This window comes from Pseudomonas sp. HLS-6 (assembly GCF_002753995.1).
Taxonomy (GTDB): Bacteria; Pseudomonadota; Gammaproteobacteria; order Pseudomonadales; family Pseudomonadaceae; genus Aquipseudomonas; species Aquipseudomonas defluvii.
On sequence record NZ_CP024478.1, the window covers coordinates 4,298,279 to 4,313,652 of the forward strand.

Sequence of the window (15,374 nt, forward strand, 5' to 3'; positions counted from 1 at the left end):
TGTAGCGACGGCCCCGGTTATTGGCAATCAGACTTCCGATAGCCTGTTTAGTCCTGTTGTGGCTGCAAGGCCACGCGCAAGCTCTCAATGGCCGCGTCGCGCGCCGCCGCGTCGCTGAACTGCGGGCCATCGGCGACACATTCGCCTTCCAGCCAGAGGCTGAAGCCCAGGCCTTCACTGCGTACATCCAGTGCTTGCCCCTGCTGCAGTTGCTTGGTCACGGCACCGGCAGTCTTGCCGTCGGCAAAGTGACGCGACAGCAGCAGTTGCTCACCATCAGCGGCCAGCAGACGGAAACGGAAGCTGCCGTCATCTTCACGGAAACTGACGAAGCGCGCGGCCTTGGCAGCCTTTTTCTTGACCTCGACAGGCCCCTGCACAATGTTGCGGAACGAGCGCAAGCCAACCGCTTCACGCAGTTGTTCAAGAAACGGCGTAGCAACCTTGCGCGCCTTCTGTGCGCCGGCCAGGAGGATATCTTCCAGGTCAGCAGGTCGCGCGATCAACTGATGGTAGCGCTCACGCGCCTCGCTCAACTGGCCATCGAGCAACTGGAACAGGCGCTGCTTGGCCTCGCCCCAGCCCAAGCCCTGCAGCAGTTCAGTGCGGAACTCTGCCGCCTGGTCCGGCGTAGCGAATGCCTGGAACAGGGTGAACAGGTGGGCGTTGTCCGGATCCTTCGCTTCCCCTGGTGCACGCGAGTCGGTGACGATGCGCGAGATCGCGTCTTTCATCTCCTTGGCACTGCTGAAAAGCGGAATGGTGTTGTCGTAGCTCTTGGACATCTTGCGCCCGTCGAGGCCTGGCAGGGTCGCCACGCTCTCCTCGATCAGGGCTTCGGGCATGACAAAGAACTCCTTGCCCTGACCGAACAGGTGGTTGAAACGCTGACCGATATCACGCGCCATTTCCACGTGTTGAATCTGGTCACGACCCACCGGCACCTTGTGCGCGTTGAACATCAGGATGTCGGCAGCCATCAGCACCGGGTAGCTGTACAGGCCCATGCTGATGCCCGCATCCGGGTCTTCACCGTTTTCCAGGTTCTTGTCCACAGACGCTTTGTAGGCATGGGCGCGGTTGAGCAGGCCCTTGGCAGCGACACAGGTCAGCAGCCAGGTCAGCTCTGGAATTTCAGGGATATCGGACTGACGGTAGAACGTGACCCGCTCAGGATCCAGACCACCGGCCAGCCAGGTCGCCGCGATTTCGAGGCGCGAGCGCTGGATACGCTGCGGGTCATCGCACTTGATCAGGGCGTGGTAGTCGGCCAGAAAGTAGAACGAGTCGACATTGTCCTGGCGGCTGGCCAGGATCGCCGGGCGGATGGCACCGGCGTAGTTGCCCAGGTGGGGCGTGCCCGTGGTGGTGATACCGGTAAGGATACGAGTGGTCATGGGTAATCGCTTATCAGGCTTGTATCAGTTCGAAAGGCGCGGCAGCACCAGATCCTTGAGGTCGGTCAGCTTGCCATGAAAAAAGTGTCCGCATTCTGCCACTTTCAGCAGCTCATGGGGGCGCGACAGTGCAGCAGACCAGTCATAGACCAACTGCGGTGCAACCACTTCGTCGGTATCCGGCTGAATCACGATCAGCGGGCAGCCCTGCGGCAGCACGTCATTGGCGCTCAGGCGCATGACCGCCGGGGCCACCATGAACAGCCGGGCCAGCGGCACGCCAGTAGCCTCCAGACGACCGCCAAGGCTGGCGGCGACAAAGCCACCGAACGAGAAGCCAAACAGCGTCAATGGCAATTCAGGATGTTTTTCACGCACCCAGGCGGCCACCGCCTGAGCGTCATCGACTTCACCGCTGCCCATGTCATGGCTGCCAGCGCTGGCACCGACGCCGCGATAATTGAAGCGTAAAGTGATGTAGCCCGCATCACGTGCCGTACGCTGCAAGGTGGAAACCACCTTGTTGAGCATGGTACCGCCCTGAACGGGGTTAGGGTGGCAGAGCAAGGCCACGCCACGGGCGTCGGCCACATCGAGGTACAAGGCTTCGAGCTGGCCAACCGGGCCATCGATGAATACGGGGGTTTCGCGGATAAGCAAGGAAGAACTCCGTGACCTCGGAAAGGGTCGACTCGTCTAGCTGAATGATTCTGTCTGAGATATTTGCGATAGTTCGCGGTATACAGCGCAGGTCCGAGCCGTTAACGTAAAGCAAAGCCGTTTATAGAGGAAGGACTCGTGGAACTCTCGCTCTTAGTTTGGTTGTTGCCGACCCTGGCCCTGGCAGTAGGTGTCGTTGTTGGTTTCCTGGTCGCCCGCCTGTTGCCCAATGCCGCGCCGAGCAGCACCCAGCGGCAACTGGACGACATCCAGGAACGCTTCGACAGTTATCAGAACGAAGTGGTCACCCACTTCAACAGCACTGCGGCGCTGGTTAAAAAGCTCACGCAAAGCTATCAGGATGTTCAGGACCACCTGGCCGAAGGCGCCAACCGCCTGGCCCTGGACGAACTCACCCGTCAACGCCTGCTGGCCTCGCTGCACGCCGAGACACCACAGTCACCTCGCGAGCGTCTGACGCCTCCTCGCGATCAGGAAGCACCGAAAGACTACGCACCGAAGACGCCAAACGCCCCAGGCATGCTCGACGAGCATTACGGGCTCAAGCGCAACTGACCGACGCCATCGCAGGCAAGCCTGCTCCAACACAGACCCAGCAACCTGTAGGAGCCGGGCTTGCCCGCGATACAAACGCCGCGAACTCAGGGGCACTCCACCAGCGCGATCGCAGGCAAGCCTGCATCCCACATCAGCTATACCACGGCGCCGTCTCGCTACAGACGGAATACCGCGCTACAGCCTGCTCCAGCACACTCGGCGCCAACGCCCCGTTCTGCACCAGGCTATGCAGGCTGGCCAGGACAATGCTGAAGCGGTCGACCTCAAAGAACCGACGTAACTGCTGCCGCGTATCACTGCGACCGAAACCGTCAGTGCCCAAGGTGACATAAGGCGCCGACAGGTACTCGGCAATCAACTGCGGCCAGGCCCGCACATAATCACTGGCAGCGACGATCGGCGCGCTCCCCCCCAAACACTGCTGGACGTAACTGGCCGCTACCCCTGCCTTCGCGCAACGGCCAGCACGTTGTGCATCGCGCGCATCGCGAGCCAGCTCACTGAAGCTGGTGACACTGAACACTTCACTTTCAACCTGCCACTCGTTCGCCAGCAGCTCACTGGCGGCAATCACCTCTCGCAGAATCGCCCCGGAGCCCAGCAGACGTACGCGCCCCACGGCGCGCTCCAGCGAGTGCTCAGTGAACCGGTACATACCTCGCAGCACCCCTGCATGAGCGGCCTCGGGCAGCGAGGGCTGTGGATAGTTTTCGTTCATCACGGCGATGTAGTGGAATTCGTCGCACTGTTCGCCGAGCATCCGCCGCGCAGCATGCTCCAGAATGACCGCCAACTCACCCGCGAAGCATGGCTCCCAGGCCCGGCAATTGGGCACCATGGACGCCATCACCACGCTGGAACCATCCTGATGCTGCAGGCCTTCACCGCCGAGCGTGGTACGCCCGGCGGTAGCCCCCAGCAGGATGCCCCGGGCACGCTGGTCGGCGGCGGCCCAGATCAGGTCGCCCACCCGCTGGAAACCGAACATCGAGTAATAGATATACACAGGCAACATCGGTTCGCCGTGCACCGCATACGACGTGGCAGCCGCGACCCAGGAGGACAGCGCCCCAGCTTCGGTAATGCCCTCTTCCAACAACTGACCGTCTTGCGCTTCCTTGTAGAACAACAGTGAACCGGCATCTTCCGGCTCGTAGCGCTGCCCCTGCGGCGAGTAGATACCGATCTGCCGGAACAGGCTGGCCATGCCGAATGTGCGCGCCTCATCCGCCACGATCGGCACAATGCGCGGCCCCAGCTCCGGCGCTTTCAACCAGGCGCTGAGTACGCGAACCGCCGCCATGGTGGTAGACATTTCCTTGCCATCCGCCTGCAGCGCAAACCCTGCACTGGCATCCAGCGATGGCACCGGTATCGACCGAACCTCACTGCGACGCGCTGGCAAAAAGCCCCCCAGTGCCGCACGACGCGCTTGCAGATAGCGCATTTCCGGGCTGTCCTCCGGTGGACGGTAGAAGCGCAGCTGTTCGACATCGGCATCCGAGAGCGGCAGATGGAAGCGGTCGCGATAGGCCAAGAGGGCCTGCACATCGAGTTTTTTCGCCTGGTGCGCGGTCATCCGCGACTCACCGGCAGCACTCATGCCATAACCCTTCTTGGTCTTGGCCAGGATCACGGTTGGCCGCCCCTTACAGGCCTTGGCCGCAGCGAAGGCGGCATACAGCTTGCGAAAATCGTGGCCACCGCGCTTCAGGGCGTTGATCTCGGCCGAGTTCATGTGCGCCACCAACTGCTGCAACGCCGGGCTCTGATTGAAGAAATGCTCAAGATTATAGGCGCCGTCATTGGCCCCCAAGGTCTGGAACTGCCCGTCGGGGGTCGCCGCAAGCTGACGCAACAACACATGCTCGCTGTCGCGGGCAAACAGCGCGTCCCACTCCGAACCCCACAGCACCTTGATCACCTGCCAGCCAGCACCGCTGAACAGGGCTTCCAGCTCCTGGACAATCTGTCCATTGCCCCGTACGGGCCCGTCCAGGCGCTGCAAGTTGCAGTTGACCACGAACGTCAGGTTATCCAGTTGCTCACGGGCCGCCAGGGTCAGCCCGGCAATGGACTCCGGCTCGTCCATCTCACCGTCCCCGAACACGCCCCAGACATGCCGAGCGGCAGTATCCGCCAGCCCACGGTGCTGCAGGTAACGCATGAAACGCGCCTGGTAAATCGCACTGATCGGGCCGATTCCCATCGAACCGGTGGGGAACTGCCAGAAGTCAGGCATCAACCAGGGATGCGGATAAGAACACAGGCCGCCACCCTCGACCTCCTGCCGATAGCGCGACAGTTGCGCCTCACTCAGTCGCCCTTCAAGGAACGCCCGGGCGTAAACACCAGGGGCTGAATGCGGCTGAAAAAACACCAGATCGGCGTGCTGAGGCTCACCGCCCTTGAAGAAATGCTGAAAACCCACCTCGAAAATTTCGGCGGCCGAAGCGTAGCTGGCGATATGCCCACCCAGATCACCGTAGGCATGGTTGGCTCGAACCACCATTGCCAACGCGTTCCAGCGCAGCAAACGGGTAATCCGCTCTTCAATTTCCAGGTCACCGGGATAGGCGCCCTGCTGCTCTACCGACAACGTATTGCGGTACGCCGAATACGCCTGAGCACCGCGCTCAAGGCCCAACTCACGGGCGTGCGCCTCCAGTTGCTCCAGCAAAAAACGCGCACGCGCCGGGCCACAATGCCGCAAGGTCGAGTCCAGCGCATCAAGCCACTCGGCCGTTTCGCCCGGATCGGGATCGACCTGCGGGTCATGTCCAGGCTGCCCTGCCATACCGTCGCCAGGCACACGGTTCATCATTGCCACCATCGCATTGACCTCATCCATGTCAGCTCAGGCACAGGCCTTCAATGCCTGCGCGATGTCTGCCAGCAGGTCATCGATGTCTTCCAGCCCCACCGACAACCGCACCAACCCCTCGGAGATGCCGTACTGGGCCCTCTCCTGCGGGGTATAGCTGGAATGGGTCATGCTCGCCGGGTGTTGGGCCAGCGATTCAGCATCGCCCAGACTGACGGCACGGCTGAACAACTGCAGGGCATTCATGAAACGCCGACCGGCGGCAATGCCACCCTTGAGTTCAAAGGCAATCATCCCGCCCGGCAAGCGCATTTGCCGCTGTGCCAGTTCGTATTGGGAAAAACCTGGCAAGCCGGGGTAGTTGATCAACTCCACCTGCGCTTGTTCGGCGAGGAGTTCAGCAATGGCCTGCGCATTACTGCAGTGGCGCTCCATACGCAGCGTGAGCGTCTTCAGGCCGCGCATCAGCAGCGAGGCGTCATGCGGCGAGAGGACAGCGCCGGTCATGTCCTTGAGGCCTTCCAGGCGAATACGGTCAACCAGCGCCTTGCTGCCGATGACCAGGCCAGCGGTGATATCACCGTGACCACTGAGGTATTTGGTTGCCGAATGCACCACCAGATCCGCGCCCAGCTCCAGTGGACGCTGCAGATACGGCGTGCAGTAGGTGTTGTCGACCACGACGATGATGCCGTGCTGATGGGCGATTTTCGCCACGGCGGCGATGTCAGTCAGTTGCATGTTCGGGTTGGCCGGTGACTCGAAGTAGATCACCCGCGTGGCCGGAGTGATCGCGTTTTCGAGCGCTTGCAGGTCACTCATATCGACATGCCGCGAGGTGACACCGAACTCGCCAATGCCGTGGTGCAAGAACGCGAAGGTGCAGCCGTAGAGGGTACGCCCCAACAGAATTTCGTCGCCAGGACGCAGCAAGGTCCATAACGTGGAGGTAATCGCGCCCATACCCGACGCCAGCGCCAGCCCGGCCTCGCCGCCTTCCAGCGAAGCCATGCGCGCCTCCAGCAAGGCCAGGGTAGGGTTGGAAATACGGCTGTAGAAGTACCCCGCCTCCTCCCCCGCAAAGCACGCTGCACCGTACTCAACCGTCGGAAATGCGAACGTGGCAGTCTGGTAGATCGGCGGCACCAGTGCGCCGTTGTGCGCCAACGGATCGTAACCATGGTGAATGGCACGCGTAGAAAAACCGGATTTATTGTTGGAGTCGCGCATGGCAACAGCCTCTTATGGTTTGCTATAAGCTTATGCCACTCAAGTGCTGATATTTTTCCAAATAAACCCAGCTTTCTCGGCAATTATTGGCATAAAAACAACAATAAAAGACCGTGGAGGGCAAATCATGCCTAACGCCATCGACCGTACCGACCGTGCCCTGCTGGGGGCCTTGCAAGACAATGCCCGGCTCACCGTCGCCGAGCTGGCCGACAGCGTCTCACTGACCACCTCCCCCTGTTGGCGGCGGGTCAAACTGCTGGAAGAGAGCGGCTACATCACCGGCTACCAGGCCATCCTCTCGCCCAAGGCCCTGGGGTTTGGCGTGACCGCGTTCGTGAGCATCATGATGGACTCGCACACCAAGGAAATGGCGCGCGCCTTTGAGCAACGGCTCATGGAAATTCCAGAGATCGTCGCCTGCCACAACATCTCCGGGCGCTATGACTTTCTGCTGGAAATCCTCGCACGCGATCTGGAATCGTTCGGCGAATTCACCCGCGAGGTGTTGCAGTCACTACCGGGTGTAAAGGAGATCTACTCGAGTTTTTCCTTCAAGGCGGTGAAGGAGCGACGGGTGATACCGGTGTCGGAAAAACATATTTAGTCTATCGCCGGGCTCAATCACTTAACCGAAATTTCCCACAAGACAATCAGAAACCTTGGCAGCAGGCTAATGAATACTCACTCATTAGCCTGCGATGCAAGCCACAAAAAGCACCCCTCAACGAGGTATCGAGGCATGACGACTTTGCTAGTCTTCATATGACGCACATCAGATGAGAGGACGCCATGAAGTATCTATTCGCTATTTTGATAGCTGCACTCACTGCCGCATGCACCAATGGACATTTTATTTTACAAAAATATGACCCAGAGCTAGCGCATCGCTGCAAAATAGACGCTAACAGGCCGGAGTGCTCCATAAACTGATATTTAAAAATTCCATTCATAAATAGGAAAATTGAAAAGTTCCTTGTATGGCTTCAGCTTAGGCAGTCGCCCCGGTACGAAGCCGAAACGAGCCCAACAAGGATGGCCATTACGCCGATCGTAAATAACCAGATTTCCATCGTCACGCAGCACCATACAACTGTTGTACCACTTTGATTTATCTAAGGTGTGCGAACTCTCTGCAATCCAAAGCCTTTTTCGAGAAGGATCATATAAAAACCCACTATTGCTGACGACGAAGTGCGTTGACTCCCTCATTTTCTTTCGAATTAAGGTACGACTGTAGGGCTGAGACGAACCAGCAATCCATACAGTTTTTCCCTCTTCAACAAGCACAAGATTCCCATCCGACCGCAGAACCAAATGAAATCTTCCATTTTCTGAAACAAGCCTCTGACCAGGCCTCATCATATGATTAGGTGGAAGAAGCATGGATCCCGACGCATTAAAAGGTACATATTGAATTGCCATTTCACACCTCACACTTCTGATTGGGTTACTTAGATTCAATCAGCAACATGCAAGAAAAAAACATAATTATTTATCAGCACTAAAAACAAAACGCATACGTAGAGCAAAACTGCCACACTGATATTATCTCGGTTATTCAAATGCAGACCTTATAACCGTGCAAAGGGGCATGGCTAAAATAAAAAACCCCGCGACAAGCGCGGGGTTTTCGGTCAAGCCAGACGCTTAGATCGCGCCGCGCTTACGCAGCACATCCAGCACCTGCTTCACGCCGTCTTCCAGGCTGACACTCTGGGTGTCGATCACCAGATCGGCATCCAGTGGTACATCGTACGGGAAGGACTCACCCGGGATGTTGTCGCCACCGGCAGCGTAGAGCCCTTGCGGGTCACGCTCGCGGCAAACCATTGGCGACGCCTGGACGTAGACCGTGACCAGACGCTCCTTGCCGATCAGCGCCTTGGCCTGTTCACGGCCTTCGGCATCCGGCGCGACGAAGGCCGCCAGGGTCAGCAGGCCGGCTTCGTTGAACTGACGCGCAACGTGCGCGGCACGGCGCCAGTTCTCGGTACGCCCGGCGCGGTCCTGTGGCAGGCCCTTGTTCAGGTCATGACGCAGGTTCTGGCCATCGAGCACGTAGACCGCACGGCCCATGTCGAACAGCTTGCGCTCAACGGCATACGCCAAGGTGCTCTTGCCCGCGCCCGACAGGCCGCTGAACAGCACGGTGGCCGGTTGCTGACCGAAACGCAGTGCACGCTCTTCCGTGGCCACGTGAGCCATCTTGCCGTGATGCCCCACCGAACCATGCGGTACAACCGGTGGCGCGATGATCATGCCGGCACCCACGGTGCCATTGGTCAGACGGTCGATGACAATGAAAGCACCGGTAGTGCGGTTGCTGTCATAGCCGTCGAGGGCAATCGGCGCGTCCAGGCTGACCTTGACCCGACCGATTTCGTTGAGCTGCAACGCACTGGCGGCGCCCTGCTCCAAGGTGTTCACATCAACCTTGTGGGTGATGCTGGCAATCGAGCCCGGCACGTAGCTGGTAGCACGCTTGATGTCGTACTTCTTGCCCGGCAGCATGGGCTCTTCAGCCATCCACACGAGCATGGCATCAAACTGGTCGGTCACCGGTGGAACGTTGTCGGCATGCACCAGCAAGTCACCACGGGAGATGTCGATCTCGTCTTCCATGGTCAGGGTTACGGCCTGGCCTGGGCCTGCCTGTTCCAGCTCACCTTCAAAGGTGACGATGGATTTGACCCGGCTGCTCTTGCCCGACGGCAGAACGACGATCTCGTCGCCCTTGTGTACGACACCGCTGGCCAACGTACCGGCAAAGCCGCGGAAGTTCAGGTTCGGCCGGTTCACGTACTGCACCGGGAAGCGCAGGTCGGTGAAGTTGCGGTCGGCGGAAACTTCCACGGTTTCCAGAATTTCCATCAGCGCAGGGCCGGTGTACCACGGCGAACGCTCGCTGCGGTTGACCACGTTGTCGCCCTTGAGGGCCGACATCGGTACAAAGTGCAGGCTGCTCGGGTTCAGCTTGATGGCATCGGCAAACTTCAGGTAGTCGGCCTTGATCGACTCGAAGACCTGCTCGTCGAAGCCCTTGAGGTCCATCTTGTTGATGGCGACAACGATGTGCTTGATACCCAGCAGCGACGCAATGTAGCTGTGACGGCGGGTCTGGGTCTGCACGCCATAGCGGGCATCGACCAGAATGATCGCCAGGTCGCAGGTAGAAGCACCGGTCGCCATGTTGCGGGTGTACTGCTCGTGGCCCGGGGTGTCGGCAATGATGAACTTGCGCTTGGCGGTGGAGAAATAGCGGTAGGCCACATCAATGGTGATGCCTTGCTCACGCTCGGCCTGCAGGCCGTCGACCAGCAGCGCCAGATCGATGTCTTCACCAGTGGTGCCGACTTTCTTCGAGTCGCGGGTGATCGCTTCCAGATGGTCTTCGTAGATCATCTTGGAGTCGTGCAGCAGGCGCCCGATCAGGGTGCTCTTGCCGTCATCGACGTTACCGCAGGTCAAAAAGCGCAGCAGTTCTTTACGTTCGTGCTGGGCCAGGTAAGCGAGGATGTCCTCGCTGATCAATTCGGATTGGTGCGACATGCTCTGACCCTAACTTAGAAGTAGCCTTGACGTTTCTTGTCTTCCATCGAACCGGCGCCATCGTGGTCGATGACACGGCCCTGGCGTTCGGACGTTCGCGTCAGGAGCATTTCCTGAATGATGTCCGTAAGGGTTTCAGCTTCGGACTCCACCGCGCCCGTCAACGGGTAGCAGCCAAGGGTACGGAAACGCACTTTCTTCTTGACGATGCGAGCCTTCTCCTCGTCGGAGAGGTGCTCGAGGATGCGTTCGTCGTCGATCATGATCAGCGTACCGTTCTTCTCGATCACTTCGCGCTCGGCAGCGAAGTACAGCGGCACGATCGGGATACCTTCCAGGTAGATGTACTGCCAGATGTCCAGCTCGGTCCAGTTCGACAGCGGGAACACACGAATCGACTCGCCCTTGTTCACCTTGCCGTTGTAGACGTTCCACAGCTCAGGACGCTGGTTCTTCGGGTCCCAGCGGTGCTTGCTGTCGCGGAACGAGTACACACGCTCCTTGGCGCGGGATTTCTCTTCATCGCGACGAGCACCACCGAACGCGGCATCGAAACCATACTTGTCCAGCGCCTGCTTCAGGCCCTCGGTCTTCATGATGTCGGTGTGCTTGGCACTACCGTGGGTGAACGGGTTGATACCCTGGGCGACGCCTTCAGGGTTGACGTGGGTGATGAGCTCCAGACCCATTTCCTCGACCATCTTGTCGCGGAAGCTGTACATCTCCTGGAATTTCCACTGTGTGTCGACATGCATCACTGGAAACGGCAGCTTGCCCGGGAAGAAAGCCTTGCGCGCCAGATGCAGCATCACTGCCGAATCCTTGCCAATCGAGTACAGCATCACCGGGTTATCGAACTCGGCGGCCACCTCACGAATGATGTGGATGCTCTCCGCCTCCAACTGTTTCAAATGCGTCAGTTTGTCGACCATGGCTACTCACGGAAAATCGATCTTATGGACGGCCAGCGGGCCGTGTTCGCGTTCGGCACTCTAGCACAGCGTCCAATTCTATTGAGGAAGCAAACTAGAACGAAACGGTATAAGAATATGCCTAGGGGTTTTGAGTTTCAGATGGGGTTCGGGCAATCGATGAACAGATGCTCCAGTGCGAATCGCCGCGCCAGGTAATCGCCCAGTGCCTGCACACCATAACGCTCGGTCGCGTGATGGCCTGCGGCGATAAAGCTGATGCCGTTTTCCCGTGCGCTGTGGAAGGTCTGCTCGGACGCTTCGCCACTGAGGTACAGGTCAACACCGGCTGCAATCGCCTGATCGATATAGCCCTGGCCACCGCCCGTACACCAGCCGACCCTGCGTATAACCCCGTCACCTTCGATCAGCAGGGGTTCACGCCCCATCACATCCTGCACCTTGCGGGCAAAATCACGCGCAGAAAGCGGTTCGGCCAGCGAGCCGACCAATCCCACTACCCGTGGGTTTTCAGGATCCAGAGGGCCTTCAACGGTGATCTCCAGTTGCCGCGCCAGTTGCACGTTGTTGCCGACTTCCGGGTGCAGGTCCAGCGGCAGGTGATAGGCCAGCAGGCTCAGGTCGTGCTTGAGCAAGGTCTTCAGGCGGCGCTGTTTCATGCCGGTGATACAAGGGTTCTCACCCTTCCAGAAATAACCATGATGAACCAGCACCAGGTCAGCGCCGGCCTCGACAGCAGCATCGAGCAACGCCTGGCTGGCAGTGACACCACTGACAATGCGCGTTACCTGTGGGTTGCCCTCGACTTGCAGGCCATTGGGGCAGTAATCCTGAATTTTTGCACTGCCAAGGTAACGGTCGGCTTCCTCGACCAGGGTGCTCAGGGCGACAGCCATGAAAAGACTCCTTAATTCAGCAGTTCAGCGCGGCACAAGGCCTCGTATAATGAACGTCATTATGGGCCGTCGACCGGTTTGGGGAAACCGACGGCATACGCCTGGGGCGCCAGATCAGTTACCGCTATCCGTCATCACGTTGTGCTGTTCCGGCGCAACGCCTGACACAGTATGATCGCGCGCCTTACTACTTCGCGGCCCTCTGCCAACTCCCGAGACTCGTTCAATGCTCAAGGCTTTGCGTTACTTTGGCTGGCCACTGCTGACCGGTGTACTGGTCGCCCTGCTGGTCATCCTGCGCTTCCCACAGTGGGTTGGCTTGCCCAGCCAGGATGTCAATTTGCAGCAGGCGCCGCAAACCACACGCATCATGCAGGGGCCGGTGTCCTACGCCGATGCGGTGAACATTGCCGCTCCTGCCGTGGTCAACCTGTACACCACCAAAATGGTGAACAAGAGCGCTCACCCGCTGTTCGAGGACCCGCAGTTCCGCCGCTTCTTCGGCGATAACCTGCCCAAGCAAAAACGCTGGGAGTCCAGCCTGGGTTCAGCCGTGATCATGAGCCCGGAAGGCTACCTGCTGACCAACAACCACGTGACCGCCGGGGCGGACCAGATTGTGGTGGCGCTCAAGGACGGCCGCGAAACCCTCGCCCGCGTCATTGGCAGCGACCCTGAGACCGACCTCGCGGTCTTGAAGATCGACCTGAAAAACCTGCCCTCAATCACCATTGGTCGCTCCGACGGTATTCATATCGGCGATGTCGCCCTGGCGATTGGCAACCCGTTCGGCGTCGGCCAAACCGTCACCATGGGTATCATCAGTGCCACCGGGCGCAACCAACTCGGCTTGAACACCTATGAAGATTTCATCCAGACGGACGCCGCGATCAACCCGGGCAACTCGGGCGGCGCGCTGGTCGATGCCAACGGCAACCTGACCGGTATCAACACGGCGATTTTCTCCAAGTCCGGCGGCTCGCAAGGCATTGGCTTCGCCATCCCGACCAAGCTGGCCCTGGAAGTCATGAAGTCGATCATCGAGCATGGCCAGGTAATCCGGGGCTGGCTGGGCATCGAAGTACAACCCCTGACTCAGGAACTCGCGGATTCGTTCGGCCTGCAGGGCCGACCAGGCATCGTCGTCGCCGGGATCTTCCGCGATGGCCCAGCGCAAAAGGCCGGCCTGCAATTGGGCGATGTGATCTTGAGCATCAATGGTGAGGAAGCGGGTGATGGCCGTCGTTCGATGAATCAGGTGGCGCGGACCAAGCCCAACGATAAAGTGACGATCGAGGTGATCCGCAACGGCAAGGCGCTCAAGCTGGTCGCTGAAGTCGGCCTGCGTCCGCCACCCGCGCCGGTGCAGACAGAAAACAACTGATCCCTTAATGCAATCGCCGGCAAAGCCGGCGATTGCATTTCAGCCCTTAGTGCAGGATCTGACTCAAGAACAGCTTGGTTCGCTCGTTCTGAGGCCGGTCGAAGAAGTCGTTCGGCGGCGCCTGCTCAACGATCTCACCTTTGTCCATGAAGATCACCCGGTTCGCCACGGTCCGGGCAAAGCCCATTTCATGGGTCACACAGAGCATGGTCATGCCGTCTTCGGCCAGGCCGATCATGGTGTCGAGCACTTCCTTGACCATCTCCGGGTCGAGCGCAGAGGTTGGCTCATCGAACAACATGATCTTTGGCTTCATGCACAACGCCCGGGCAATCGCTACCCGCTGCTGCTGACCACCGGACAACTGCCCCGGATACTTGTTGGCTTGCTCGGGAATCCGCACCCGCTCCAGATAGTGCATGGCGATTTCCTCGGCCTTGCGCTTGGGCATCTTGCGTACCCACATCGGTGCCAGGGTGCAGTTCTGCAAAATGGTCAGGTGCGGAAACAGGTTGAAGTGCTGGAACACCATGCCCACTTCACGGCGAATCGCCTCGATCTGCTTGAGGTCGTTGGTCAACTCGACGCCATCGACCACGATGCGGCCTTGCTGGTGCTCTTCAAGGCGGTTGAGGCAGCGGATGGTCGTCGACTTGCCCGACCCCGAAGGCCCGCACAGGACGATACGCTCCCCCTGGCGCACATTGAGGTTGATGTCCTTGAGCACGTGGAACTGGCCGTACCACTTGTTCACGCCCTGCATCTGAATAATGCCTTCAGGGCTCACAGGCTGTTTGATCGCTTCACTCATGGGAACACTCCTAACGCTTGTGGCCTGTGTCCAGCTTACGCTCCAGATGCATGGAGTAGCGGGACATACCGAAACAGAAAATCCAGAACACCAGGGCGGCGAAGACGTAGCCTTCAGTCGCCATACCCAGCCATTTGGGGTCGGCTGCTGCCTGCTTGACACTGTTGAGCAGGTCGAACAGGCCAATGATGATGACCAGGCTGGTGTCCTTGAACAGGGCAATGAAGGTGTTGACGATGCCGGGAATCACCAGCTTCAGGGCTTGCGGCAGAATCACCAGGCCCATCGCCCGCCAGTAACCCAGGCCCATCGCGGCAGCCGCCTCGTATTGGCCTTTGGGAATGGCCTGCAAGCCACCGCGCACCACCTCGGCGATGTAGGCCGACTGGAACAGGATCACCCCGATCATCGCTCGCAGCAGCTTGTCGAAGCTCATGCCTTCAGGCAGGAACAGCGGCAGCATTACCGACGACATGAACAGCACCGTGATCAACGGCACACCACGCCAGAACTCGATGAACGTGACGCACACCACGCGCACTGCAGGCATTTTCGAGCGCCGCCCCAGTGCCAGCAGAATGCCCAGCGGCAACGCGCCGACGATACCGACCGTGGCAATCACCAGGGTCAGCATCAAGCCACCCCATTGGCTGGTGGCCACCGCAACCAGCCCCAGGTACCCACCGTGCAGCAGGGTGTAGGCCAGGATGGGGTACAGCACCAGGAACGCCAGGCCGTAAACAACCTTGTGCGGGACGCGGGCGATGAACAGGGGCGCTGCGCCGATCACGGCCAGCCACACCGTCAGGTCGACCCGCCAGCGCAGTTCACTGGGGTAGTAGCCGTACATGAACTGCCCGAAGCGCTGCTGGATAAACACCCAACAAGCGCCCTCCTTGGTGCAGTCGGCCTGAGTGGTTCCCACCCAGTTGGCATCGATGAATGCCCACTGCAACAGGGGCGGTACGATCAGCCAGACCAAATACACCGCAAACAACGTCAACAGGGTGTTGAGCCAGTTGGAGAACAGGTTGTTGCGCATCCATGCGAGGGCACCGACGGCTTTCACCGGCGGCGGCATATCAGGTTTGAAAACATGGGTACTCATG

At 59.4% G+C, this 15,374-nt stretch carries 13 protein-coding genes; 3 read left to right on the forward strand and 10 right to left on the reverse strand.

Going from position 1 to position 15,374, the window contains the following annotated elements; all coding sequences use genetic code 11:
- Positions 1–47: 47 nt before the first annotated feature.
- Positions 48–1,397 carry a tryptophan--tRNA ligase gene (locus CS390_RS20175; protein ID WP_065761283.1) on the reverse strand — a complete coding sequence of 450 codons (1,350 nt, stop codon included), beginning with the start codon at positions 1,395–1,397 and terminating at the stop codon, positions 48–50.
- Between the two features lie 24 nt (positions 1,398–1,421).
- Entirely contained in the window at positions 1,422–2,057 is a 636-nt protein-coding gene (locus tag CS390_RS20180) for an alpha/beta hydrolase (RefSeq protein ID WP_099775730.1), read from the reverse strand.
- A 138-nt stretch (positions 2,058–2,195) separates the two neighbouring features.
- Here CS390_RS20180 and CS390_RS20185 point away from each other — a divergent pair, with 138 nt between their 5' ends.
- Complete coding sequence (locus CS390_RS20185) at positions 2,196–2,633, forward strand: YhcB family protein (RefSeq protein WP_099775731.1); 438 nt, start codon at positions 2,196–2,198, stop codon at positions 2,631–2,633.
- A 133-nt stretch (positions 2,634–2,766) separates the two neighbouring features.
- On the opposite strand, the gene mdeB is transcribed toward CS390_RS20185, so the two are convergent.
- Together mdeB and CS390_RS20195 are read right to left on the reverse strand one after the other, a co-directional pair.
- Positions 2,767–5,433, reverse strand: coding sequence for an alpha-ketoglutarate dehydrogenase (mdeB, locus tag CS390_RS20190; protein ID WP_256587643.1), 2,667 nt, complete (start codon positions 5,431–5,433; stop codon positions 2,767–2,769).
- A 60-nt stretch (positions 5,434–5,493) separates the two neighbouring features.
- Entirely contained in the window at positions 5,494–6,690 is a 1,197-nt protein-coding gene (locus CS390_RS20195; protein WP_099775732.1) for a methionine gamma-lyase, read from the reverse strand.
- A gap of 127 nt (positions 6,691–6,817) precedes the next feature.
- On the opposite strand from CS390_RS20195, the gene CS390_RS20200 reads away from it, so the two are divergent.
- Complete coding sequence (locus CS390_RS20200; RefSeq protein ID WP_099775733.1) at positions 6,818–7,297, forward strand: Lrp/AsnC family transcriptional regulator; 480 nt, start codon at positions 6,818–6,820, stop codon at positions 7,295–7,297.
- Positions 7,298–7,626: 329 nt separating this feature from the next.
- On the opposite strand, the gene CS390_RS20205 is transcribed toward CS390_RS20200, so the two are convergent.
- The 4 genes from CS390_RS20205 to CS390_RS20220 form a co-directional block, all read right to left on the reverse strand.
- Positions 7,627–8,115, reverse strand: a complete 489-nt coding sequence (locus CS390_RS20205; protein WP_099775734.1) for a hypothetical protein — start codon at positions 8,113–8,115, stop codon at positions 7,627–7,629.
- Positions 8,116–8,340: 225 nt separating this feature from the next.
- Positions 8,341–10,242, reverse strand: coding sequence for a sulfate adenylyltransferase subunit CysN (cysN, locus tag CS390_RS20210; RefSeq protein WP_099775735.1), 1,902 nt, complete (start codon positions 10,240–10,242; stop codon positions 8,341–8,343).
- Positions 10,243–10,256: 14 nt separating this feature from the next.
- Entirely contained in the window at positions 10,257–11,174 is a 918-nt protein-coding gene (gene cysD, locus CS390_RS20215) for a sulfate adenylyltransferase subunit CysD (RefSeq protein WP_099775736.1), read from the reverse strand.
- Between the two features lie 137 nt (positions 11,175–11,311).
- Positions 11,312–12,070, reverse strand: coding sequence for a Nif3-like dinuclear metal center hexameric protein (locus CS390_RS20220; RefSeq protein ID WP_065761276.1), 759 nt, complete (start codon positions 12,068–12,070; stop codon positions 11,312–11,314).
- A 226-nt stretch (positions 12,071–12,296) separates the two neighbouring features.
- Between CS390_RS20220 and algW the strand changes: the two genes are divergently transcribed.
- Positions 12,297–13,454 carry a Do family serine endopeptidase AlgW gene (algW, locus tag CS390_RS20225; RefSeq protein ID WP_099775737.1) on the forward strand — a complete coding sequence of 386 codons (1,158 nt, stop codon included), beginning with the start codon at positions 12,297–12,299 and terminating at the stop codon, positions 13,452–13,454.
- A gap of 46 nt (positions 13,455–13,500) precedes the next feature.
- Here the strand turns inward: algW and CS390_RS20230 are convergent, their stop codons facing one another.
- Positions 13,501–14,265, reverse strand: coding sequence for an amino acid ABC transporter ATP-binding protein (locus CS390_RS20230; protein ID WP_065761990.1), 765 nt, complete (start codon positions 14,263–14,265; stop codon positions 13,501–13,503).
- Positions 14,266–14,275: 10 nt separating this feature from the next.
- A complete protein-coding gene (locus tag CS390_RS20235; RefSeq protein ID WP_099775738.1) occupies positions 14,276–15,373 on the reverse strand; it encodes an amino acid ABC transporter permease in 1,098 nt (365 codons plus the stop codon).
- Position 15,374: the final 1 nt, after the last annotated feature.